Source organism: Sphingomonas ginsenosidivorax (assembly GCF_007995065.1).
Classification (GTDB): Bacteria; Pseudomonadota; Alphaproteobacteria; order Sphingomonadales; family Sphingomonadaceae; genus Sphingomonas; species Sphingomonas ginsenosidivorax.
The window spans coordinates 3,512,753-3,535,063 of sequence record NZ_VOQR01000001.1 but is presented as its reverse complement, the minus strand read 5'-3'; the positions used below and the strand labels follow the sequence as shown (position 1 = coordinate 3,535,063).

Genomic DNA, 22,311 nt, shown 5'->3' with positions numbered 1-22,311 from the left:
AACGGTTCATTCATCCACGCGACAGGTTGAGTCCCCTAGAGGGTCTCTCGCGGATGTGGGGCGCCAGGATTTTCCCCCCTGTTGCCTGGTTTCCTCATATCTCGCCTGCGTGACGAACGCTGAGTTGGCCCTCGCTCCACGCCCCCGGAGCGGGGGTCTTTCGCGTAAAGCGGCAGCGGACTGCGTCCGCCGACTCGCTCAAGCGCGGCCGACGGGCAAAGCCCGTTCGACGACATGGGCTTTGCCCATGTCGCGCCGCTTGTGACCCGACAAGCTTGAGCCTACCTAACCCCCGTGAAAATCGTCTCGTGGAACATCAACTCGGTCCGCTTCCGGATCGGCATCGTCGAACAGTTCCTTCGCGAGAACGAGCCCGACATCCTGTGCCTGCAGGAGACCAAGGTCATCGACAGCGACTTCCCGCTCGATGCCTTTCGCGCGCTCGGCTATCGCCACATCGTCCTTCACGGCCAGCGGATGCACCACGGCGTCGCGATCCTCAGCCGCGTGCCGATCACGCTCGACGACCGGCTCGACTGGCAGGCGAACCAGGAGGCGCGCCATATCGGCGTCCAGCTGGAGAACGGCGTCCGTCTCGAAAACGTCTATGTCCCGGCCGGCGGCGACGTGCCCGACCGTGACGCAAACCCCAAATTCGGCCAGAAGCTCGATTTCGTCGAGCGCATGACGCGCTGGTCGGAGAGCCTTGCCTGCCCGACGATCCTGGTCGGCGACTTCAACATCGCGCCGCTCGAATCGGACGTCTGGAGCCACAAGCAGCTGCTCGACGTCGTCAGCCACACGCCCGTCGAGGTCGAGGCGCTGAGCGAGCTGCAGGCGGCGGGCGGCTGGACCGATCTCGGCCGCCATTTCCACCCCGCGCCCGCCCGCCTCTACACCTGGTGGAGCTACCGCGCGAAGGATTGGCAAGCTTCGGACCGCGGCCGCCGGCTCGATCACATGTGGGCCACGAACGGTGCTGCCGAACACGCCGTGTCACATACCGTGTTCGAATCGTGCCGCAGCTGGCTGAAACCCTCCGATCACGTGCCGATAATGACCGAGTTCGCGTTTTGAACCCGCGCAGCGCGGCGCGCGCGGTCGATGCGCTGCGGCGCGGCTGGCCGATCGCGATCGACGGGCTGACGGTGCTCGCGGTCGAGACCGCGGACGCGGATCGGCTCGCGGCGTTCGACCCGCCCGCGAGTGGCGGCGTACTGATCTCGTCAGGCCGCGCGGTGACGCTGAAGCTCGCCAACCAGCTCGAGGCCGCCGACCCGACCGCACCCGTGCTGATCGACCGCGCGCCGTGGATCGACTTCGCCGCCGCGACCGCGCTCGCCGACCCGCAATTCGATCTCGCGACGCCGCTGAAAGGCCCGTTCCGCACGCTGCCCGTGCCGCATCCGCATGCGGCGAGCGCAGCGCTCAGGCTCGCCCGGATCGCAGGACTGCTCCCCGCCTTCTTCCTCGGCACGGGCGAGCCCGAAGTCGCGATCACGCTGGCTGATATCGACGCGCACGAGGATGCCACGCGCCTGACTCTCGCGACCCGTGCGCGGTTGCCGGTTGAGGGGGCGGATGATGCGGAGATCGTTGCTTTCCGGTCGCCCGAAAGCGCCGACGAACATATCGCGCTGCTGATCGGTCAGCCCAATGGCGAGCCGCCGCTGGTCCGCCTGCACAGCGAGTGCCTGACCGGCGACGTGCTCGGCAGCCTCAAATGCGACTGCGGGCCGCAGCTCCACGCCGCGATCCGTGCGATTCGCGACAGCGGCTGGGGGATCCTGCTCTACCTGCGCCAGGAGGGCCGCGGCATCGGGCTGGTCAACAAGCTGCGCGCCTATGCGCTGCAGGACCAGGGATTCGACACCGTCGATGCCAATACGCGCCTCGGCTTCGCGGTCGATGCGCGCGATTTCGGCGTTGCCGCGCGGATGCTGACGCTGCTCGGCCAGGACCGCGTGCGGCTGTTGACCAACAACCCCGCAAAAGTCGCCGGGCTCGAGGCGACGGGCGTGCGCGTGATCGAGCGCGTGCCGCACCACCTGCCGCCCAACCCGCACAATGCGCGCTATCTCGCGACCAAGCGCGACCGCACCGGGCACCAGTTCTAGCGTGCCGGCACCGCGTCGCCTGATCGTGATCTTCGGCGCGGCGGTCCGCGCCGACGGCCGGGCGAGCCCGACGCTCGCGCGCCGCATCGCCTATGCCGAGGCGGCGGCGCAGCGCTACACCGACGCGCACGTCTTCTGCTCGGGCGCCCAGGGTGCGCACGGACCGTCCGAAGCGTCGGTGATGGCACGCATCCTCGCCGAGACGATCGACCCCGCGCGCATCCATCTCGACGAAGCGAGCATCGACACGCTCGAACAGGTGCGCGCGGCGGTGCGGTTCGCGAAAGCCCATGACTGCGACGAATGCCTGACCTGCACCGACGGCTATCACCAGCCGCGCGTGCGGATGCTGTTCGCGCTGCTCGGCATGAAGACGCGGCCGGTGCGCCTGCCGCATGCGGGGCGCAGGCGGTACCGCGCGAAGATGTCGATGCGCGAGGCGCTGGCGCTGCCGTATGACCTGGTCGCGGGGACGGCGGTGCGGATGCGGCGGCGTAAGCCTAAAACCGTCATCCCGGGCCTGTCCCGGGATCCAGAGTAACAAAACGCCGCATTCGTGACCCTGGATCCCGGGACGGGCCCGGGATGACGAGGAGGTCAGACGCGCAGCAAACGCTTCACGTCATCGAAGTCGTGCGCGATCGCGTCGACCCCGATCGCCTCCAGCCGCGCGCCGTGATCGACCGCGCAGTGCGATCCCGCGCATAGCCCGATGACATAGCCGCCCGACGCCACCGCCCCGGTCGCGCCGACCGGCGAATCCTCGAGGATCGCGGTGCGCGCGATATCGACGCCCAGCCGCTCGGCGCCGAACAGGTACAGGTCGGGCGCGGGCTTGCCGTTCGCGACATGCTCGCGCCCGCTGTAGAGATGTTCGCCGAACACGTCGCGCAGGCCGATATGGTCGAGATGCCGCGCGATCCAGCGGGTTCCACTCGACGAGACGATCGCCTTGGGCAGGTCGGCGGGGAGCGATCGCACGAACGCCACCGCGCCCTCGACCGCATCGACGCCGGCGGCCATGATGCGGGCATCCTCGGCGGCGCGCGCGTCGTGGAAATCCTGCGGCAGCGGTCGGTCGATCCAGCGTTCGATCGCGTCGATGAACTGCGGGCCCGCGAGACCCATGAAGTTCGCCATCGAATCGGCGGGCGTGGTCGGATGCCCCGCCGCGGTCAGCCACTCGGCGATCTGGCGGTTGCCCGCGGCCTCGCTCTCGATCAGGACGCCGTCGAAATCGAACAGCAGCGCATCGACCTTCATGCCGCGGGCCTCGCGCCGAACAGCGCGCTGCCGATGCGGACATGCGTGGCGCCCAGCGTGATCGCGGTCTCGAAATCGTCGGACATGCCCATGCTCAGCCCCTCGAGCCCGGCATCGCGCGCGAGCTTCGCCAGCAGTGCGAAATAGGGCGCGGCGTCGACATCGGCGGGAGGCAGGCACATCAGCCCGGCGACCGGCAGCCCCGCCGCGCGCGCGGACTCGAGCAGCGCAGGCAGGTCGGCGATCGCGCAGCCGCCCTTTTGTGGTTCGTCGCCGATGTTGACCTGGATGAAGCAGTCCGGGCGACGATCCGCGGCGTCCATCGCCTTGGCGAGCGCGGCGACCAGCGACGGCCGGTCGACCGCGTGGATCGCATCGAACAGCACGACCGCCTCGGCCGCCTTGTTCGACTGGAGCTGGCCGATCAGGTGGAGTTCGACGCCCGGATAGGCCTCGCGCAACGCCGGCCACTTGTCCGCGGCCTCGGCGACGCGATTCTCGCCGAAGACGCGCTGCCCGGCCTGGAGCAGCGGTTCGATGGCCTCGGCCGGGTGCGTCTTGGAAACCGCGATCAGCGTGACGTCGCTGCCGCGGCGGTCGGCGATGGCGGCGGCCTTGGCGATGCGCGTCTGGATCGCGCTCAGGGTGTCGGATGTCATGGCGGGCGCTATAGCAGCGCAGTGCGCGCCCGAAAGCCCATCCCGACCCGCTGGCTGATGACCGACGAGCGCATGGGCGACGCGCTGTGGACGGCGCTCGGTCGCCTGCCGCCGGGGTCCGGCGTGGTGTTCCGGCATTATGCGACTCCGCCGACGGCGCGGCGCGCGCTGTTGGTGAGGGTGAAGCGTGTGGCGCAAGCACGGCGGCTGGTGGTGGTCGTGGCGGGCGGAGGCGTGGGGGGCGCCGATGGCGTCCACGGGGGCGCCCGGACGAAGGGCCTGCGGGCATGGCCGGCGCATGATCGCGCGGAGGCGCTGGCCGGCCGGCGCGCCGGTGCCGATGCGCTGTTCGTGTCGCCGGTCTACGCCACGCGGTCACATGCGGGCGAAGGCGGCATCGGTCCGCTGGGTGCGATCCGGATCGGCCGCGGGCTCGGCATCCCCCTTATCGCACTGGGCGGCATGACCGAACGCCGCTGGCGACGACTGCGCGGGTTCTACGGCTGGGCAGCGATCGATGCGTGGGTGGTTTAATCCCAACGCCGTCATGCCGGATCCTTCGGCGAAGCTCAGGACAGGCTTGGTCCGGCATCCATGCCGCCGCACGTCCTGAAGCCTTAGGGTACGCGGCACGGTGGACCCCGGACCAAGTCCGGGGTGACGGGATGGTCTGTGTTAATGTCTCTCAAACCTCGGCAAAGCCCCGCTTTGCCGAACCGATCAGAACCGGAACGCGGTGCCCAGATAGACGGCCTGGCTGTCGCGGCGGTCGTCTTCCATCCGCGCGAAGCGTTCGCGGTCGGAGCGATAGCGGACACCGGCGGTCACATCGATGTTCCGCGTCAGCGAGTAGGATCCGCCCAGGTCGACCGAATAGGTCGGTGCATCCTCGACCAGGCGCGGCGCATTCGCCAGCGGACGATCGGTCGCCGCCTTCACGCTGCCCGTGAAGCGCTTGGCCGAATAGCTGACCGCGAGGTCGGCGGATTCGCGGCTGCCCGGCAGCCCGGCGAGATCGATACGACCGACATCGCCCGAGATCGCAAAGCGCTTCCAGCCGACCGACATGCCCAGATTATAGGCGATCGGCGCGAGGCCCACGGTCGGCGCGACGGTGGTCGCGGCCAGGCGGCTGGTATCGGCGTTGCGATTCGTGCGCGCCCGCACCGCGACCGTCACCGCGCGCGTATCGCGCCGCGTCTCGGCCGGGGTGAAGCGGAAGCTGCCCGCATCGACGCCACCGCGGGCGAACAGCGCCGCGAGTCGCGGATCGGCGGCGGCGGGCGTGAAGCCACCCAGACCGCGGATCGCCATCGGTGCCGTGTGGCGCGACAATCTGGCGGGCTGTTCCGAGGCGCCGAAGGCGGGCGCGACAACGACGCCGGCGGTGACGAGCACCCCAGCAACCATTCCCGCCAACACGCGCCTGCTCAACACCTAAACCGCCCCTCTGACATTCTCGTCGTTGAACGGCGCCTACCACGAAACGATCCGGTGCAACCACGTCGGCGTCGGCGCCCTGTATGATTATTCGAAAGTGTTGCAATCCGCACACATACGGCCGTTTGGGCGACTGTTCGGGGCGACCGTTTGGGCGACCTTACGGATGCGGTGCCGAGACCTGCCGGCCCGCCTTGCGGGGCCCCGGCCGGCTCTGTAGAGGCAGAGGCTAGTTTTCTTGCCAGGATGATGCCCATGTTCCGCCGCCATCGCACCGCGCTCGTGGTCCTCGCCACCGTTTCCGCCACGCTCTCGCTCACCGCATGCGGCGGCGGCAGCGCGCGTCCCACGGCCGACCTGGCGGCATCGAAGGTCACGACGATCGGCGTGAACGCCTATCTGTGGCGCGCCAGCCTCGACACGCTGTCGTTCATGCCGCTGCTGCAGACCGATTCGAACGGCGGCGTGATCGTCACCGACTGGTATGTGAACCCGCAGACGCCGTCCGAGCGGATGAAGGTCACCGTGTCGATCCTCGACCAGGATCTGCGCGCCGATGCGCTGCGCGTCGCGGCACTGCGCGAAGTGAACCAGAACGGCCAGTGGGTCTCCGCGCCGGTCCAGGCCGCGACCACGCAGAAGCTGGAAGACATCATCCTGACCAAGGCGCGCGACCTGCGCCGTGCGTCTATTGCCGGCTGACGCCGGATGCGGCGCCGGCCCGCTCCCCTACCCCGCCTCCTGCAGATTATCCTGGATGGGAGGCCGGGTGGGCGAGCGGGCCGGCGCCGCGTTTCAGCAAGGCTGAAACCATGAACGGAGTTCACTGAACAATGTCGCGTTTCAACGCACTGAAGGCGGACGCGGCGTGGCAGAAGGTCTGGGACGACGCCCAGACCTTCGCCGCCGACGATTCGTCCACCAAACCGCGCAGCTACGTGCTCGAGATGTTCCCCTATCCGTCGGGGCGCATCCATATGGGGCACGTCCGCAACTACACGATGGGCGACGTGCTCGCGCGCTTCCGCCGGATGAACGGCATGGAAGTGCTGCATCCGATGGGCTGGGACGCGTTCGGCATGCCCGCCGAGAACGCCGCAATGGAAAAGGGCGTGCATCCGGGCACCTGGACGCGCGCCAACATCGCGACGATGAAGGCACAGCTCAAGCGCCTGGGCTTCGCGCTCGACTGGAGCCGCGAACTCGCGACCTGCGAGCCCGACTATTACGGCCACGAACAGGCGCTGTTCCTCGACCTGTTCGCCGCGGGGCTGGTCTATCGCAAGGAGTCGGCGGTCAACTGGGATCCGGTCGACATGACCGTGCTCGCCAATGAGCAGGTGATCGACGGTCGCGGCTGGCGCTCGGGCGCGCTGGTCGAGCGGCGCAAGCTGAGTCAGTGGTTTCTCAAGATCACCGACTTCGCCGACGAGCTGGTCGATGGGCTCGGCGCGCTCGAACATTGGCCCGACAAGGTCAAGCTGATGCAGGAGAACTGGATCGGCCGCAGCCAGGGCCTGCAGTTCAGGTTCGCGCTTACCTCTCCCCTCCCGCCCGCGGGAGGGGTCGGGGGAGGGCCTGTCGACTCCGACGCGACCCCCGATGGGACACGCCCTCCCCTAGCCCTTCCCGCAAGCGGGAGGGGAATCGACAGCGTCGAGGTCTTCACCACCCGCCCCGACACGATGTTCGGGTCGAGCTTCGTCGCGGTCGCCGCGGATCATCCGATCGCGCAGGCGATCGCCGCGACGAACCCCGACGCGGCCGACTTCATCGCGCTGTGCAAGCGCGGCGGCACCACTGCGGCCGAGCTCGACACGCAGGAGAAGCTGGGCTTCGACACCGGGCTGCGCGCGACGCATCCGCTCGATTCGAACTGGCAGCTGCCCGTCTACATCGCCAACTTCGTGCTGATGGACTACGGCACCGGCGCGGTATTCGGCGTGCCCGCGCACGACCAGCGCGACCTCGATTTCGCGCGGAAATACGACCTGCCGGTCAAGCGCGTCGTCAGCGAAGGCGATGACGAGGCACCCGTGTTCGTCGGCAACACCGCCTGGACCGGCCCGGGCAGCCTCGTGAACTCGCACTTCCTCGATGGGCTCGATATCGAGGACGCCAAGCGCACCGTCATCGAACGCGCCGAGGGCGAAGGCTGGGGCACCGGCACCACCGTGTTCCGCCTGCGCGACTGGGGCGTCAGCCGCCAGCGTTACTGGGGCACGCCGATCCCGATCATCCACTGCGACGCGTGCGGCGCGGTGCCGGTGCCGCGCGAGCAGCTGCCGATCGTGCTGCCCGAGGACGTGGCGTTCGACATCCCCGGCAACCCGCTCGATCGCCATCCGACATGGAAGCACGTCGCCTGCCCGACTTGCGGTGCAGATGCCCGTCGCGAGACCGACACGCTCGACACCTTCGTCGATTCGTCCTGGTATTTCATCCGCTTCGCCAGCCAGCCGGACGCCAAGCCGTTCGACCGCACGGGCGCGGAGAAGTGGCTGCCGGTCAACCAGTATATCGGCGGCGTCGAGCATGCGATCCTGCACCTGCTCTACGCACGGTTCTGGACGCGCGCGCTGAAGCATATCGGGATGCTCGACATCGCCGAGCCGTTCGCCGGGCTGTTCACGCAGGGCATGGTCACGCACGAGACCTATAGTCGCGGCGATGCGGAGCCGGAGACCGAGACCGACGACGAAGAGTCCGAAGACGCGCCGGTGCAGACCAAGTGGCTGTCGCCCGAAGAGGTCCGCAAGACTGACGCAGGCTATATCGAGATCGCGACCGGCGGCCCCGTGACGGTCGGCCGCGTGACGAAGATGTCGAAGTCGAAGAAGAACACCGTCGATCCCGAGCCGATCGTCGACCAGTATGGCGCCGATGCGGTGCGCTGGTTCGTGCTCTCCGATTCGCCCCCCGAGCGCGACCTGCCCTGGTCCGAATCGGGGATCGAGGGCGCCTGGCGCTTCGTCCAGCGGCTATGGCGCGCGGTCGAGACAGAGGGCGGCGCCGCCGGCACTGGCGACGACCTGCCCTTGCGCAAACTCGCGCATCGCACGACGCACGGCGTCGCCGGCGATATCGAGGCGCTGCAGTTCAACAAGGCCGTCGCGCGGCTCTACAGCTTCGTCAGCGCGATCGAGAAGGCGGCGCCCTCCGCCGACCGCGACGCCGCGGTCGCCACGCTGCTGCGGCTCGCCAGCCCGATGGTCCCTCACGTCGCCGAGGAAGCCTGGGCGGCCGCCGGCAACACCGGGCTGATCGCCGACGCCGCCTGGCCCGATGTCGACCCTGCGCTGCTGGTCGACGACGAGGTGACGATCGCGGTCCAGGTCAACGGCAAGCTGCGCGACACGCTCGTCTTCGCCAAGGGCGCGCCCAAGGACGAGGTCGAGGCCGCAGCACTCGCGTCGGACAAGATCGTCAAGCTGCTGGACGGCAAGCCCCCCCGAAAGGTCATCGTCGTGCCCGACCGCCTCGTGAACATCGTCGCATGAACCGCCGCATCGCACTCGCGCTCGCGCTGACCTCCGCCGCGCTGTCGGGCTGCGGTCTGCATCCGCTCTATGCCGGCGGCGGCAGCGGTGCGGTCGCGACCGCGCTCGGCCAGGTCGAGGTTGCGCCGATCGAGGGCAAGTCCGGCTGGCTGATGGCAACCGCGCTGCGCGACCGGCTGCAGGCGTCGGGCACGCCGCTCTACCGGCTCGACATCCGGCTCGACGACCAGATCAGCGGGCTCGGCGTCCGCCGCGACGACAGCGTCTCGCGCGAACGCCGCGTGCTGCGCGCACGCTATCAGCTCGTGCGGCTGTCCGACGGCACCGTGCTGGTCGATGCGACCGCGGGATCGGATGCCGGCATCGACGTCGTGCGTTCGGAATATGCCACGATCGCCGCGGAGAACACCGCGCTCGAGCGGCTGTCGACGATCGTCGCGGACCAGATCGTCGCGCGGGTCGCGCTCTACGTGCAGCGCACGCCCGCCAGACCGTGAAGGCCAATGCAGGGCAGATCCGGAGCGCCCTCGCCAAGCCCGGCGCGGATATCCGGCTGTACCTGCTCCACGGTCCCGACGAGGCGGGTGCGTCGGACCTCGCGCGCGTCCTCGGCAAGGCGATGGGCACGGAGGCCGAGCGCGTCGACCTCGACGGCGCGACGCTGAAATCGGATCCGGCGCGGCTGGTCGACGAGGCGGCGGGCATGTCGCTGTTCGCCGCCGCGCGCTACGTCCGCATCGCCACCGTCGGCGAGGAGAGCCTGGAGGCGTTCACCGCGCTGCTGCAGGCCGATCGCGCGGGCAACCCGGTCGTCGCGATCGCCCCCAGCGTGAAAACGAGCGCCAAGATCGTCAAGCTCGCGATCGACTCGCCGCGCGCGATGGCGTTCGCCTGCTACGCGCCGACCGCGCAGGATGCCGAACGGCTCGCCGCGACGATCGCGGGCGAGCACGGCCTGCGCCCTGCCAGCGGGGTCGCGCGGCGGCTGGCCGAGACCACCGGCGGCGACCGCGCGGTGATGGCGCGCGAAATCGAGAAGCTCGCGCTGTATCTCGACGCCGCGCCCGACCGGCCGCACGATCTGGAGCACATAACGCTGGACCTGATCGGCGCAGACTTGGGCGATGCGGAGATGACGCATGCGATCGACGCGATCATCGAGGGGCGCGCCGCCGACCTCGGCAACGAGCTGGCGATGCTCGACGAAGCGGGCACCTCGCCGATCCCCTGGCTGCGCCAGCTGGTCCGCCGGTTGATGACGCTGGCCGAGATGCGCGGCGAGATCGACCGCGGCGAGTCGCCCGACGTCGTGATGAAGCGCCACCGCGTGTTCTACAAGGAAGAAGCGCAGACCGCGCGGTCGCTACGCCGCTGGTCGCCGGTGATGATCGCCGCCGCGATCGCGCGCGTCCGCGCCGCCGAACGCGCGGTGATGGCGCCGGGCAACGCCGGGAGCGTGCTCGCCGAAGCCGCGGTGACGACGATCGCGCAGGGTATCGCGCGCCGCAACTGACCGCCCGCATCGCCGACATCGCCAGCGCTGGGGTTTTGCGTATAGTCGCGGCCATGAGCATCAGAATCGGCATTGGCGGCTGGACCTACGAACCCTGGCGGGGGACCTTCTACCCCGAGAAATGGCCGCAGAAGCGCGAGCTCGACTATGCGGGGACCCATGTCACCGCGATCGAGATCAACGGCACCTATTATGGCAGCCAGAAGCCCGCCACCTTCGCATCCTGGGCCGCCGCGGTTCCCGAAGGCTTTGTCTTCTCACTGAAGGCGTCGCGCTACTGCACCAATCGCAAGGTACTGGCCGATGCGGGCGATTCGATCGCGAAGTTCGTCGGCCAGGGCATCGTCGAGCTGGGCGACACGCTCGGCCCGATCCTCTGGCAGTTCATGGCGACGAAGCAGTTCGACCCGGACGATTTCGGCGCGTTCCTCAAACTGTTGCCGGCCAAACACGACGGACTCGCATTGCGCCACGCGGTCCAGGTCCGGCACGAGAGCTTCGCGGTGCCCGAATTCGTCGCTTTGTGCCGGGAGGCCGGCGTGACGATCGTCTATGCCGATTCGACGGAGTATCCCGCGATCGCCGACGTCACCGGCGACTTCGTCTATGCGCGGCTGGAATCGGCCGAGGAACGCTTCGTCGCGGGCTACGCACCGCACACGCTCGACGACTGGGCGGCGAAGGCGAAGAGATGGGCGGCCGGCGGTAGGCCCGACGGTCTGCCTTATGTCACCGAGACCGCGCCTGCGAAGACGCCGCGCGAGACCTTCGTCTTCTTCATCAACGGCGCCAAGGTCCGCGCGCCGCACGGCGCGATGGCGCTGATCGAGCGCGTCTCGGCCTGACGCGCCGGATTTCCCGGTGCGTGGCGGGCGTGCTACGGCGCGGCCATGGCAAATTCCCGCAATTCCGGCACCCTCGACGTCGACGGCGTCACCTATGACTGGCAGCTCGAGCGCGAGCCGCAATTGTCGGACGACGAGGGCTGGAAGGGGATGGCGATCTCGCTGCTCGCCAAGGACAGCAAGCGCGAGGCGCTGCTCGAATTCCCCGCCCCCAAGCGCCTGCTCAAGGGCCTGCAACGCGGCCGCCTCCAGATTGACGACGCCACCATCACTCGCGGCATCCGCGCCGCGCTGCTCGCCGGCTGGGAACCGTTCTCGCGCGGGCGGCCGGTGGTGTTCACGGTCGACGCCGACGGGAACTAATCGACCGAGGGAAGGATCAGGAGGCAGGAAGAAGACCCTCACCCAACCCTCTCCCGCGAAGGCGGGAGAGGGCTACGAGCAGAACGGTCGGTTCCCACCCGATTCTGTCATCCTGACGAACGTCAGGATCCGGGGGTCCGCACGCCGTGCCTGACCTCGATTTGCGTCAGCGTACCGGCGTAGCGGAGGCGGGCGTCTCGACGACTGGCTCGACCGTCGGCGCAGCCGCGGCAACTGGCGCCGGGTTCGGCTGGCCCACCTGCCCCAGGATCGCGGCGTTCTCGATCCCGTCGAGCGCGTGGCGCGCCTGGATGTAGCGCGTCGCCGCCGCCATCCAGTTGCCGGCGTCGCGCGCGCCCGGCAGCCGGGCGACCTCTGCGCGAGCCGCCTCGACCTGGCCGCCCTCGAGCAGGCGCCGGGCGCGTGCAAGGCGGTCGGCGGCCATCGGCGAGGGCGTGTCGGAGCGGCGCAGCACGATCAGCTGGTCGATCTGGCGTCGCAGCGTCGCGCCCCAGGTGTCGCCGGTCGCCGCGGTGATCTCGGGCGCGATGTCGTCGAGGCCCTTGCGCAGGTCCTCGATCGTCACCGGCTGGCGCGCGGCCTGGATCACCGCGAAGGTCGCGCGCGGCTGGGTGGCGCCGAAACGCAGGCGGAGCTGCTCCTCGAGATAGCCCAGCGGCAGCCCGCGATCGATCGCGCGGCGCGCCGCGAACGCGACCAGCAGCCCCTCGGCGCGAGTCGCCTGGCCGCTGGCCGCGGACGCGTCGATCGTGACCGCGGCGGTGCGCGCCTCGAGGGCTGCCAGCTGCCCCGCCAGCGCGGCCTCGCGCGTCGCCAGCATCGCCGGATCGAGCGCGGCGGTCGCCGCCGGTGCCTCGCCGTTCGCGTTGAGCGGTTGTTGCGGCACATAGCCGGTGCTGGTCGCGGGCTTTTCGACGACGGTGGCCGCGGGCGTGCCGCCGCCGAGCCACCCGCGGTGCATCGCATAGCCCATCAGCGCGAGGCCCGCGGCGAACGCCAGCGCGATACAGATCAGGATGGTGCCAAGCCTGGCCCCGCGCGGCTGTTGGGTCGGCACGTAGTCGGTCATGGCGTGCTTATCCCCGCCCGCGGACGCCCGGTCAATCGCGCGCGTCGCAGCGAGCGGGACGAGCGCGTCGTCGCTCGGTTCGGCGGCGATATCGACGCTCTCCCAGCCCTCGCCGGCGGCCGCCCCGACGGCGGGCGACAGCGCCACCAGCGCGATGGCGGCGCGTTCGGTCTCGAACACCCGCGCGGCAAGCATCTGCGCGGCGCGAGTGGAATGCAGCAGGACGACGCAGCCCGACAGCGCGCGGACGTCCGCCTCGCCGACGGGCGCGGGATCGCTGGCATAGACGGTGACCGCGGTGACGCCCTCCCCGGTCGGCGCGCGGTCCTGCCCCGCGAGGTGAAGCAGCCGCGCGAACCCCGCCTCGCGCGCGAGCGCGACCGCCGCCGCGGCATCGCTCTCGCCGGTCTTTGCGATCATGAAGCCGGCGGCGCGCGCGGCGGCGGCGGTGGCCGCCCCGACCGCGACGACGGGCAGGCCTTTCAGCGCTTCAAGCCCCGGTCCGCCATGCCGGACGGCATTGGCGCTGGTCACCAGCAGCGCGTCGAACGCCGTGGGCGCGGGCGCGGTCCATGCGACCGGCGCGGCGGCGAAGAAGGGGAGTTGCCGGACGCTGAGGCCAGCCGCGCGCAGACGGTTCGCGGTCGCGGCATCGCTCGGCGCGGGCCGCAGCACCACGACGGTACGGCTCACGCCGCGAACAGCCGCCGTACGCTGTCGGGTGCGCGCGTGAGCAGGTCGACCGCGAGCGCGGTGCCCAGATCGTCGCCGAGCGCCCCCTCGATGGAGCCGGCGACGTCGCATGCCCCGTCCTCGGCGATCAGTTCGGCGCGCAGACTGAGCGTCTCGCCCGCCAGCGCAGCGAGCGCCGCGACGGGCGAATGGCAGTCCGCCCCCAGCCGTGCGAGCAGCGCACGTTCGGCGCGCACGCACGCGCTCGTGTCGGCATGGTCGATCGCCTCGACGATCGCGTGTGCAGTACTCCCGGCGAGCACCTCGATCCCGACCGCGCCCTGCGCAGGCGCCGGCAGCATGACGTCGGTCGGGATCGCATGCCCGCACTCGTCGCGGCCCAACCGGTCGAGCCCCGCCGCCGCCAGCAACGTCGCGTCCATGTCGCCGCCCGCGACCTTGGCGAGCCGCGTATCTACATTGCCGCGGATCAGCACGATGTCGAGATCGGGGCGCAACCGCAGCAGCTGCGCGCGGCGGCGCGGCGAGCTCGTGCCGACCACCGCACCGTCGCGCAGGTCCTCGATCCGCTCCGCGCCGATCAGCCGGTCGCGGACGTCGGCGCGCGGCAGCATCGCGGCGATGCGGATCTGCTCTGGCCGGATCGTCTCGACGTCCTTCATCGAATGCACGCACGCGTCGATCTCGCCCGCCATCAGTGCGCGGTCGAGCTCCTTGGTCCACAGCGCCTTGCCGCCGATCTCGGCGAGCGCGCGGTCCTGCACGCGGTCGCCGGTGGTCTTGATCACCACCGTCTCGATGTCCTCGGGCACCCAGCCATGCGCGGCGCACAGCGCGTCGCGGACCATCCCCGCCTGGGTGAGAGCCAGCGGCGAACCGCGCGTGCCGAGCCGGAAACGAGCCATCCCCCGACCATGACGAAGCCCGCGGGCTTCGACAAGCCTGAGGGGGACAAGCTTCGACGGTGGCGATAGGGTGGCGCCCATGATCATCCTCGGCATCGAATCCTCCTGCGACGAAACCGCCGCCGCGCTCGTGACCGGCGACCGCCAGGTTCTCGCGCACCGGCTGCTCGGACAGGAAGCCGCGCACGCGCCGTTCGGCGGCGTCGTCCCCGAAATCGCCGCGCGCGCGCATGTCGAGGCGCTGGAGCCGCTGATCGTCGCGGCACTCGCCGATGCGAAGCTGACGCTCGCGGATGTCGACGCGGTCGCCGCGACCGCGGGGCCCGGGCTGATCGGCGGCGTGATGGTCGGGCTGGTGACGGGCAAGGCGCTCGCGCACGCAGCAGGGAAACCGCTGGTCGCGGTCAACCATCTGGAGGGCCATGCGCTCAGCCCGCGGCTGTCCGACTCCGATCTGGAGTTTCCGTACCTCCTGCTGCTCGTCTCGGGCGGGCATTGCCAGCTGCTGCTGGTCGAGGGCGTCGGGCGCTATCGCCGGCTCGCGACCACGATCGACGATGCGGCGGGTGAGGCGTTCGACAAGACCGCGAAGATACTGGGGCTCGGCTTTCCGGGCGGTCCGGCGGTCGAGCGCGCGGCGGCGCTGGGCAATCCGAAGGCGGTGCCGCTGCCGCGTCCGCTGAAGGGATCGGCCGAACCGCATTTCTCGTTCGCGGGGCTGAAAAGCGCGGTCGCGCGCGCGGCGGGCGACTACACCCCCGAGGACCTGGCGGCGTCGTTCCAGGCCGCGGTGGTCGACTGCCTGATCGATCGCACGACCCGGGCGCTGGGGCGCGTCCACGGCGCGACCGCGCTGGTCGTCGCGGGCGGGGTCGCGGCGAACGGCGCGGTGCGATCGGCGTTGCAGGCGCTGGCGACCGCGCACGGGCTGCGCTTCGTCGCGCCGCCGCTGTGGCTGTGCACCGACAATGCCGCGATGATCGCCTGGGCGGGGGCGGAGCGCTTCGCCGCCGGGCTCACCGATCCGCTCGACGTCGCCGCGCGCCCGCGATGGCCGCTCGACCCGGGGGCGGAGACGGTACGCGGTGCGGGGGTGAAGGCATGATCGGCGTCATCGGCGGCGGCGCCTGGGGCACCGCGCTCGCGCAGGTCGCGGCGCAGCGCAGCGCGGTGCTGCTCTGGGCGCGCGAAGAGGCGGTGGTCGAAGGAATCAACGCGGGCCACGAGAACGCGCTGTTCCTGCCCGGCTGCGCGCTCGACCCCGCGATCCGCGCGACGGGCGACCTGGCCGAGCTCGCCGCGTGCGACCTCCTCCTGGTCGTGGCACCGGCGCAGCATGTCGGCGCGGTGCTCGCGGCGGCGCCGGTCGGCCGCATCCCGCTGGTGCTGTGCGCGAAAGGGATCGAGGCGGGCAGCAAGCGGCTGATCGGCGAGGTCGCGCGCGCGGTGCACCCCGACGCCCCGATCGCGGTGCTGTCGGGCCCGACCTTCGCGCACGAGGTCGCGGGCGGGATGCCGACCGCGGTGACGCTCGCCTGCGAGGATCCCGCGCTCGGCGAGGCGCTCGCGGCACGGCTCGCGGTGCCGCATTTCCGGACCTATGCGACCACCGACGTGATCGGCGCGGAGATCGGCGGCGCGGTGAAGAACGTGCTCGCGATCGGCTGCGGCGTGGTCGAGGGCGCGGGGCTCGGCCAGAATGCGCGCGCGGCGCTGATCGCGCGCGGCTTTGCCGAGATGACGCGGTTCGGGCTCGCGCGCGGCGCGCGAGCGGAAACGCTCGCCGGGCTGTCGGGGCTGGGCGACCTCGTCCTGACCTGTTCGTCGACGAGCTCGCGCAACTTCTCGCTGGGCGTCGGGCTCGGCCGCGGCGAGTCCGCCGCGACGCTGCTCGCCGACCGCCGCACCGTCGCGGAAGGCGCGTTCACTGCGCCCGTGCTGCACGACGCCGCCCGCGATGCCGGCGTCGACATGCCGATCACCGAGGCAGTGTGCCGGTTGCTCGACGGCGCCGCGGTCGGCGACGTGATCGGCGACCTGCTCGCGCGGCCGCTCAAGGGCGAGGTTGGCTGACACCGGTGGCATCGGCGACCATCGTGCGGTAGCGTCGCAGTGCCGACGGGAGAGCGGCGCGCAAGGAGAGGCCATGACCATCAATCGCCGCGACCTGTTGAACGGTGTCGTGCTGGGCGGCGTCGCCGCGGCAGCGCCTGTCGACGCACTGGCTGCCCGCCGCCCGACCGGCTCGGCGCCCGTACCCGTACCCGCCCCCGCTCCCGGCTGGCGCCGCGGTTTCGACGGCCAGCGCGTCTGCGATCTGGACGACGGCCGGTTCCTGAACCCGTTGCTTGCCGGCGACCATCCCGATCCCGCCATCCTGAAGGACGGTGCGGACTATTACATGACGTTCAGCAGCTTCGACAGCTATCCGGGGCTGACGATCTGGCATTCGCGCGACCTAGTGAACTGGCAACCGCGCGGGCCTGCGCTGACGCGCAACATCGGTTCGGTCTGGGCCGTCAGCCTGGAAAAGCATGCCGGCCGCTATTTCCTCTACATCCCGGTCAAGGCGAGCCCGAACAGCATCTTCGTGATCTGGGCGGACCATATCGACGGCCCGTGGAGCGACCCCGTCGACCTGGGGCTGCACGCGCATATCGACCCGTGCCATGCGGTCGGCGAGGACGGGTCGCGCTGGCTGTTCCTGTCGGGCGGCGACCGGATCAGGCTTGCCCCCGACGGGCTGTCGACGGTCGGCGCGGTCGAGCATGTCTATGATCCGTGGCGCTATCCCGACGACTGGGACGTTGAGGGATTCTCGCCCGAAGGACCCAAGATCGTCGCGCATGGCGGCTGGTTCTACATGATCACCGCGGTCGGCGGCACCGCGGGGCCGCCGACCGGGCACATGGTCATCGTCGCGCGCTCGCGCTCGATCCACGGGCCCTGGGTCAACGATCCCGGCAATCCGGTGGTGCGGACCGTCTCGACCGACGAGAAATGGTGGTCGCGCGGGCATGCCTCGCTGGTCGAGGCCCCCGATGGCAGCTGGTGGTCGGTCTATCACGGGTTCGAGAACGGCTATTGGACGCTGGGGCGGCAGGCGCTGCTCGATCCGATCCGCTGGACCGCGGACGGCTGGTTCCGGACGACGGGCGGCGACCTGTCCGCACCGATCGCCAAGCCGCGCGGCGGGACGGCCGTACCGCACGGCCAACCGCTGTCCGACGATTTCGCGACGCTGAAGCTCGGCGCGCGGTGGAATTTCTTCCGCCCGACACCCACCGAGCGCGACCGTGTCCGCGTCGAAGGCCGCGCGCTGGTGCTGAGGGCCGCCGGGACCGCGCCGAGCGATTCGTCACCGCTGCTGCTGACCGCGGGGGACCAGGCCTATCGGTTCGACTGCGATATCGAGATCGCGCCGGGCGGCACCGCGGGGCTGATCCTGTTCTACGACGACAAGCTCTATTGCGGGCTCGGCTTCGACGAGCGCCGGTTCGTGACGCACCAATACGGCATCGAGCGCGGCCGCCCGGCCAACCCGCATGGCCGCCGCATGCGGATCCGCATCACCAACACGCGGCATATCGTCGCGATCCATACCAGCGGCGACGACGGCCGCAGCTGGCAGCGCTTCGATCGCGGGATGGAAGTCTCGGGCTACCACCACAATGTCCGCGGCGGGTTCCTGATGCTGCGGCCCGGACTCTATTCGGCGGGGGCCGGGGAGGCGCGCTTCCGCGACTTCCGCTTCACGGCGCTGTAGCGCCCGCGCGCTACGCCCGGCTCAGCGCGTTCGTCGGGACCGCGATCTCCATCACCAGCCCCTCCGGACGCCAGTCGCGCTCGACCGTGCCGCCCAGCTGTCGCACCGCGCTGAGCTCGATCAGCTGGCTGCCGAACCCGGCACGCCCCGCCGGCGCCTCGAGCGTCGGGCCGCCCAGTTCGGACCAGGTGACCAGCACGGTTTCGGTCCCCGCCGAAATCGTAACCTGGACCGTCCCGGCCGCCGTGCTGAGCGCGCCGTATTTCGTCGCGTTGGTGGCGAGCTCGTGGAACAGCAGGGCGATCGGCGTCGCCGAGCGGTCGTCGACGCGGACGTCGTCGCCGACCACCATCAGGCGCGTGCCGTCGCCCTGCTGATACGGTTCGAACAGGTCGGCGAGCAGTCCGTGCAGGCTGTCCTGCCGCGCGGTCGGCCGCGAGCCCGCGCTGTGCGGCCGGACGAAGTCGTGCGCGCGGCCCAGCGCGGTGATGCGGTGCCGCAGGTCGGCCGCGGTCGCGGCGAATTCGGGCTTGCCGCGCGCCGCGAACGCGATCAGCCCCGAGATCACCGCGAAGATGTTCTTGATGCGGTGGCTCAGCTCCTGGCTGATGACCTCGCGCTCCTCATAGGCCAGCTTCTGTTCGTGGATGTCGGTACACGTCCCGAACCAGCGCATGATCGCGCCGTCCGCGTCGCGCACCGGCAGCGCGCGCCCGAGCACCCAGCGATAGGTGCCGTCGAAATGGCGCAGGCGATATTCGATCGCATAGGGTTCGCCGGTGGCGAGCGAATGCCGCCACGCGGCCCAGGCCCGGTCCTGGTCCTCGACATGGAACATCCCGTTCCAGCCCTCGCCGTCGGTCGTCCCCTCGGGCGCGCCGGTGAAGTCGTACCAGCGTGCGTTGTAGTAATCGTGGAACCCGTCGGGCAGCGTCGACCAGACCATCTGCGGCATGGTGTCGGCCAGCGTGCGAAATTTCAGGTCGCTGGCCTCGAGCACGCGGCGCGACTCGGCCTCGGCCATGCCCTGTTCGCGCGCGACGCGGCGATCGTCGAGGCGGCCCATCGCCGCCTTTGCGAGGATCCGCAGTCCGCGATGCTGCAACGGGGTCAGCGCGGCGCGCGGCTCGGAATCGATCACGCAGAGCGCGCCGAGCGGCACGCCCTCGCTCGAGACCAGCGGTGCTCCCGCGTAGAAGCGGATGAACGGCGGGCCGGTGACCAGCGCATTGTCGGCGAAGCGCGGGTCGGCGCGCGCATCGGGCACCTGCATCACGTCATGGCCGAGCATCGCGTGCGCGCAGAAGGACTGGCTGCGCGGCGTCGCGAGCAGGTCGGTCCCGGCGCGCGCCAGGAACCGCTGATATTCCTCCTCGACCAGGCTGACGAGCGCGACCGGCGCGCCGCACAGTTCCGCGGCGAACGCGACGAGATCGTCGAGCTGCCCGGCGACGCGCGCGCCGGCGACATCATAGGAGGCGATCACGCGCGTGCGGATCGCCTCCTCAGGTCCCAAATCGCTATCGACGGCCACGTCGGATCAGAACGGCACGTCGTCGTCGAGATCGTCCGAGAAGCCGCCACGCGCGCCACCGGCCGGTGCACCGCCACCGCCGCCGCCACGGCTTCCGCCGCCGCCGCCATAGCCGCCGCCACCACCGCCACCGTAACCGCCGCCGCCGAAGTCGTTGCCGCCGCCGGCCCAGTCGTCACCGCCGCCGCCGCGTGCCCCGCCGCCGCCACCCTGGCCGCCGCCGGGACCGTCGAGCATCACCAGCACGCTGTTGAAGCCCTGCAGCACGATCTCGGTCGAATATTTGTCCGCGCCCGACTGGTCCTGCCATTTGCGGGTCTGCAGCGCGCCCTCGATATAGACCTTCGAGCCCTTGCGCAGATACTTCTCCGCGACGTTGGCGAGCCCTTCGTTGAAGATCGCGACCGAATGCCATTCGGTCTTTTCCTTGCGCTCGCCCGACATCTTGTCCTTCCAGGACTCGGACGTCGCGATGCGCAGGTTGACGACCTTGCCGCCGTTCTGGAACGCCTTGCTCTCGGGGTCGCGCCCCAGATTGCCGACGATGATGACCTTGTTGACGCTGCCTGCCACGGCCAGAACTCCACTGGTAAGGTTCAATTGCTCGATAGAGCATAAACGAATAAGGGGATGTGGCGTAGGGCCTAGATCGCGGATTACCCTGTTGGAAGGGGCAATCGCTTCTGAGGAGAAGGGCTAAGTCCTACGCCTTGAACGGCAATGGACGCCGCTCACAGCACCAACCTACAGGCCGGCGAGGACCGCCAGCCAGTATGTGATGCCGGCCATGATGTACGCCGCGCAGAACAAATAGCCAACCATGAAGGCCGGCCATTTCCACCCATTCGTCTCGCGCCGGGTGACCGCGATCGTGGAAATGCACTGCGGCGCGAACACGAACCACATCAGGAAGGCGAGCGCGGTCGGCAGGCTCCAGCGGCCGCGCAAATTGTCGATCATCGCGCGGTTCTCAGAATTGGGGCCGCCCTGGTTGCTCTCGGGATCGTCGATTGCGTACACCGTCCCGATCGCCGCCACCGCGACCTCGCGTGCCGCCATCGCCGGGATCAGCGCGAGCACAATGTCGCGGTTGAAGCCGATCGGCGCGAACACCGGCGCGATGCCGTTGGCGATCCGCCCGGCGACCGAATAATCGACGTTCGAGACCTTGCTGCCCTCGGGCGGCTTGGGGAAGCTCAGCATCACCCACAGGATCACGGTCGAGATCAGGATGATCCCGCCGGCGCGCTTGAGGAAGATCTGCGCGCGGCTCCACAGCCCGATCGCGACGTCACGCCACTGCGGCCACTGATATTTGGGCATCTCCATCATGAAGCCCGACGAGACGCCCTTGGTGACCGTCCGGCGCAGCACCAGCGCGGCGACGAACGCGCCGAGGATGCCCATGACGTAGAGCCCGAGCATCACCAGCCCCTGCAGCCCGACGAACGGCAGCACCTGCGTGTTCGGAATGAACGCGCCGATGATGAGGGTGTAGACCGGCAGCCGCGCGCTGCACGTCATCAGCGGTGCGATCAGGATCGTGGTCAGACGGTCCTTCTCGTCGTCGATCGTCCGCGTCGCCATGATCCCGGGGATCGCGCAGGCGAAGCTCGACAGCAGCGGGATGAACGCGCGCCCCGACAGCCCGACGCTCGCCATCACGCGGTCCATCAGGAACGCGGCGCGCACCATGTAGCCGCTCGCCTCGAGCACGAGGATGAACAGGAAGAGGATCAGGATCTGCGGCAGGAACACGATCACCGCGCCGACGCCCGCGATTACGCCGTCCGCAATCAGCGAGCGGAGCAGCGACGGCGCGAATTCGGCGGCGATGGTCGCCTGCAGCCAGGCGAAGCCGCCGTCGATCACGTCCATGAACGGCTGCGCCCAGCTGAACACCGCCTGGAACATCGTGAACATCACGACGAGCAGCAGGATCGGCCCCGCGACCGGGTGCAGCGCGACCGCGTCGAGCATGTGCGTCCAGCGACGGACCTTGGTCTCCGACACCGTCGCCGCATTGGCGATCCGCCGTGCGCGACGCTGCAGCGTGACGATGTCCTCCTGCGCCGCGCCGGTAGAGGCGCGCAGCCGCATCGGCCCGTTGACGACGATGCTGCCGAGCTCGGCGCGCAGTGCGTCGAGCCCGCGCCGCCGCACCGCGACGGTCGGGATCACCGGCACGCCGAGCTCGCGCGACAATATGTCCGCGTCGAGCGTCAACCCGTCGCGCTCGGCGAGATCGACCATGTTGAGCGCGACCACGACCGGGAGGCCCAGCGCGATCAGCTGCAGCGTGAAGCGCAGGTGGTTGTCGAGATTGGAGGCATCGACCACGACGACCAGCGCGTCGGGCAGGCGTTCGCCGTCCTGCGTGCCGGTGACGACGTCGCGCGTGACGCGCTCGTCCGGGGACGAGGGTTCGAGGCTGTAGGCGCCGGGCAGGTCGACCAGCTCGACCGGGCGGCCGTCGTCGAGCACCAGGCGCCCTGCCTTCCGCTCGACCGTCACGCCGGGATAATTGCCGACCTTCTGCCGCGCGCCGGTCAGCGCGTTGAACAGCGCACTCTTGCCGGCATTGGGATTGCCGACCAACGCCACCAATGGTGCAGCGTTCATG

At 70.1% G+C, this 22,311-nt stretch carries 21 protein-coding genes; 13 read left to right on the top strand and 8 right to left on the bottom strand.

Going from position 1 to position 22,311, the window contains the following annotated elements; all coding sequences use genetic code 11:
- Positions 1–294 precede the first annotated feature (294 nt).
- Genes xth through FSB78_RS16170 form a run of 3 tightly spaced genes read left to right on the top strand, consistent with a single transcriptional unit; the run spans position 295 to position 2,658 of the window.
- Positions 295–1,077, top strand: coding sequence for an exodeoxyribonuclease III (gene xth / locus FSB78_RS16180; RefSeq protein ID WP_147083582.1), 783 nt, complete (start codon positions 295–297; stop codon positions 1,075–1,077).
- Positions 1,074–2,117, top strand: a complete 1,044-nt coding sequence (ribA, locus tag FSB78_RS16175; RefSeq protein WP_199743206.1) for a GTP cyclohydrolase II — start codon at positions 1,074–1,076, stop codon at positions 2,115–2,117. The genes xth and ribA overlap by 4 nt, the downstream gene beginning before the upstream one ends.
- Position 2,118: 1 nt before the next feature.
- Positions 2,119–2,658, top strand: coding sequence for a YdcF family protein (locus FSB78_RS16170; protein WP_158638031.1), 540 nt, complete (start codon positions 2,119–2,121; stop codon positions 2,656–2,658).
- Between the two features lie 56 nt (positions 2,659–2,714).
- On the opposite strand, the gene FSB78_RS16165 is transcribed toward FSB78_RS16170, so the two are convergent.
- A complete protein-coding gene (locus tag FSB78_RS16165; protein ID WP_147083580.1) occupies positions 2,715–3,380 on the bottom strand; it encodes an HAD family hydrolase in 666 nt (221 codons plus the stop codon).
- Positions 3,377–4,039 (bottom strand): YggS family pyridoxal phosphate-dependent enzyme, encoded by a 663-nt coding sequence (locus FSB78_RS16160; RefSeq protein ID WP_147083579.1) that lies wholly within the window; start codon positions 4,037–4,039, stop codon positions 3,377–3,379. The genes FSB78_RS16165 and FSB78_RS16160 overlap by 4 nt, the downstream gene beginning before the upstream one ends.
- 21 nt (positions 4,040–4,060) lie before the next feature.
- Between FSB78_RS16160 and FSB78_RS16155 the strand changes: the two genes are divergently transcribed.
- Entirely contained in the window at positions 4,061–4,573 is a 513-nt protein-coding gene (locus FSB78_RS16155) for a thiamine phosphate synthase (protein ID WP_338419980.1), read from the top strand.
- Positions 4,574–4,759: 186 nt separating this feature from the next.
- On the opposite strand, the gene FSB78_RS16150 is transcribed toward FSB78_RS16155, so the two are convergent.
- Positions 4,760–5,449: a hypothetical protein gene (locus FSB78_RS16150; protein WP_199743205.1), complete on the bottom strand. Its 690-nt coding sequence runs from the start codon at positions 5,447–5,449 to the stop codon at positions 4,760–4,762.
- Between the two features lie 285 nt (positions 5,450–5,734).
- Between FSB78_RS16150 and FSB78_RS16145 the strand changes: the two genes are divergently transcribed.
- From FSB78_RS16145 to FSB78_RS16120, 6 genes are all read left to right on the top strand, one after another.
- Complete coding sequence (locus tag FSB78_RS16145; protein ID WP_147083577.1) at positions 5,735–6,181, top strand: DUF3576 domain-containing protein; 447 nt, start codon at positions 5,735–5,737, stop codon at positions 6,179–6,181.
- A 131-nt stretch (positions 6,182–6,312) separates the two neighbouring features.
- Complete coding sequence (gene leuS / locus FSB78_RS16140; RefSeq protein ID WP_147083576.1) at positions 6,313–8,979, top strand: leucine--tRNA ligase; 2,667 nt, start codon at positions 6,313–6,315, stop codon at positions 8,977–8,979.
- Entirely contained in the window at positions 8,976–9,476 is a 501-nt protein-coding gene (gene lptE / locus FSB78_RS16135; protein ID WP_147083575.1) for an LPS assembly lipoprotein LptE, read from the top strand. Before leuS ends, lptE begins: the two co-directional genes overlap by 4 nt.
- Positions 9,473–10,492, top strand: a complete 1,020-nt coding sequence (gene holA / locus FSB78_RS16130) for a DNA polymerase III subunit delta (protein WP_147083574.1) — start codon at positions 9,473–9,475, stop codon at positions 10,490–10,492. The genes lptE and holA overlap by 4 nt, the downstream gene beginning before the upstream one ends.
- Before the next feature lie 53 nt (positions 10,493–10,545).
- Complete coding sequence (locus FSB78_RS16125; RefSeq protein ID WP_199743204.1) at positions 10,546–11,337, top strand: DUF72 domain-containing protein; 792 nt, start codon at positions 10,546–10,548, stop codon at positions 11,335–11,337.
- 45 nt (positions 11,338–11,382) lie between these two features.
- A complete protein-coding gene (locus FSB78_RS16120) occupies positions 11,383–11,700 on the top strand; it encodes a hypothetical protein (RefSeq protein ID WP_147083573.1) in 318 nt (105 codons plus the stop codon).
- A 166-nt stretch (positions 11,701–11,866) separates the two neighbouring features.
- Here the strand turns inward: FSB78_RS16120 and FSB78_RS19565 are convergent, their stop codons facing one another.
- Complete coding sequence (locus tag FSB78_RS19565; protein ID WP_242008347.1) at positions 11,867–13,483, bottom strand: uroporphyrinogen-III synthase; 1,617 nt, start codon at positions 13,481–13,483, stop codon at positions 11,867–11,869.
- Positions 13,480–14,388, bottom strand: a complete 909-nt coding sequence (gene hemC / locus FSB78_RS16110; RefSeq protein ID WP_147083572.1) for a hydroxymethylbilane synthase — start codon at positions 14,386–14,388, stop codon at positions 13,480–13,482. Before hemC ends, FSB78_RS19565 begins: the two co-directional genes overlap by 4 nt.
- A gap of 79 nt (positions 14,389–14,467) precedes the next feature.
- Between hemC and tsaD the strand changes: the two genes are divergently transcribed.
- The 3 genes from tsaD to FSB78_RS16095 all read left to right on the top strand — a co-directional run bounded on the left by tsaD (position 14,468) and on the right by FSB78_RS16095 (position 18,154).
- Positions 14,468–15,493: a tRNA (adenosine(37)-N6)-threonylcarbamoyltransferase complex transferase subunit TsaD gene (tsaD, locus tag FSB78_RS16105; RefSeq protein WP_147083571.1), complete on the top strand. Its 1,026-nt coding sequence runs from the start codon at positions 14,468–14,470 to the stop codon at positions 15,491–15,493.
- Positions 15,490–16,461, top strand: a complete 972-nt coding sequence (locus FSB78_RS16100; protein ID WP_147083570.1) for an NAD(P)H-dependent glycerol-3-phosphate dehydrogenase — start codon at positions 15,490–15,492, stop codon at positions 16,459–16,461. The genes tsaD and FSB78_RS16100 overlap by 4 nt, the downstream gene beginning before the upstream one ends.
- A gap of 73 nt (positions 16,462–16,534) precedes the next feature.
- On the top strand, positions 16,535–18,154 hold the full coding sequence (locus FSB78_RS16095; protein ID WP_147083569.1) for a family 43 glycosylhydrolase: 1,620 nt from the start codon (positions 16,535–16,537) through the stop codon (positions 18,152–18,154).
- Between the two features lie 10 nt (positions 18,155–18,164).
- Here the strand turns inward: FSB78_RS16095 and FSB78_RS16090 are convergent, their stop codons facing one another.
- From FSB78_RS16090 to feoB, 3 genes are all read right to left on the bottom strand, one after another.
- Entirely contained in the window at positions 18,165–19,688 is a 1,524-nt protein-coding gene (locus FSB78_RS16090) for a sensor histidine kinase (RefSeq protein ID WP_422396713.1), read from the bottom strand.
- Between the two features lie 6 nt (positions 19,689–19,694).
- Positions 19,695–20,261 (bottom strand): single-stranded DNA-binding protein, encoded by a 567-nt coding sequence (gene ssb / locus FSB78_RS16085; protein ID WP_147083568.1) that lies wholly within the window; start codon positions 20,259–20,261, stop codon positions 19,695–19,697.
- Positions 20,262–20,432: 171 nt separating this feature from the next.
- Positions 20,433–22,310: a ferrous iron transport protein B gene (gene feoB, locus FSB78_RS16080; protein WP_147083567.1), complete on the bottom strand. Its 1,878-nt coding sequence runs from the start codon at positions 22,308–22,310 to the stop codon at positions 20,433–20,435.
- Position 22,311: the final 1 nt, after the last annotated feature.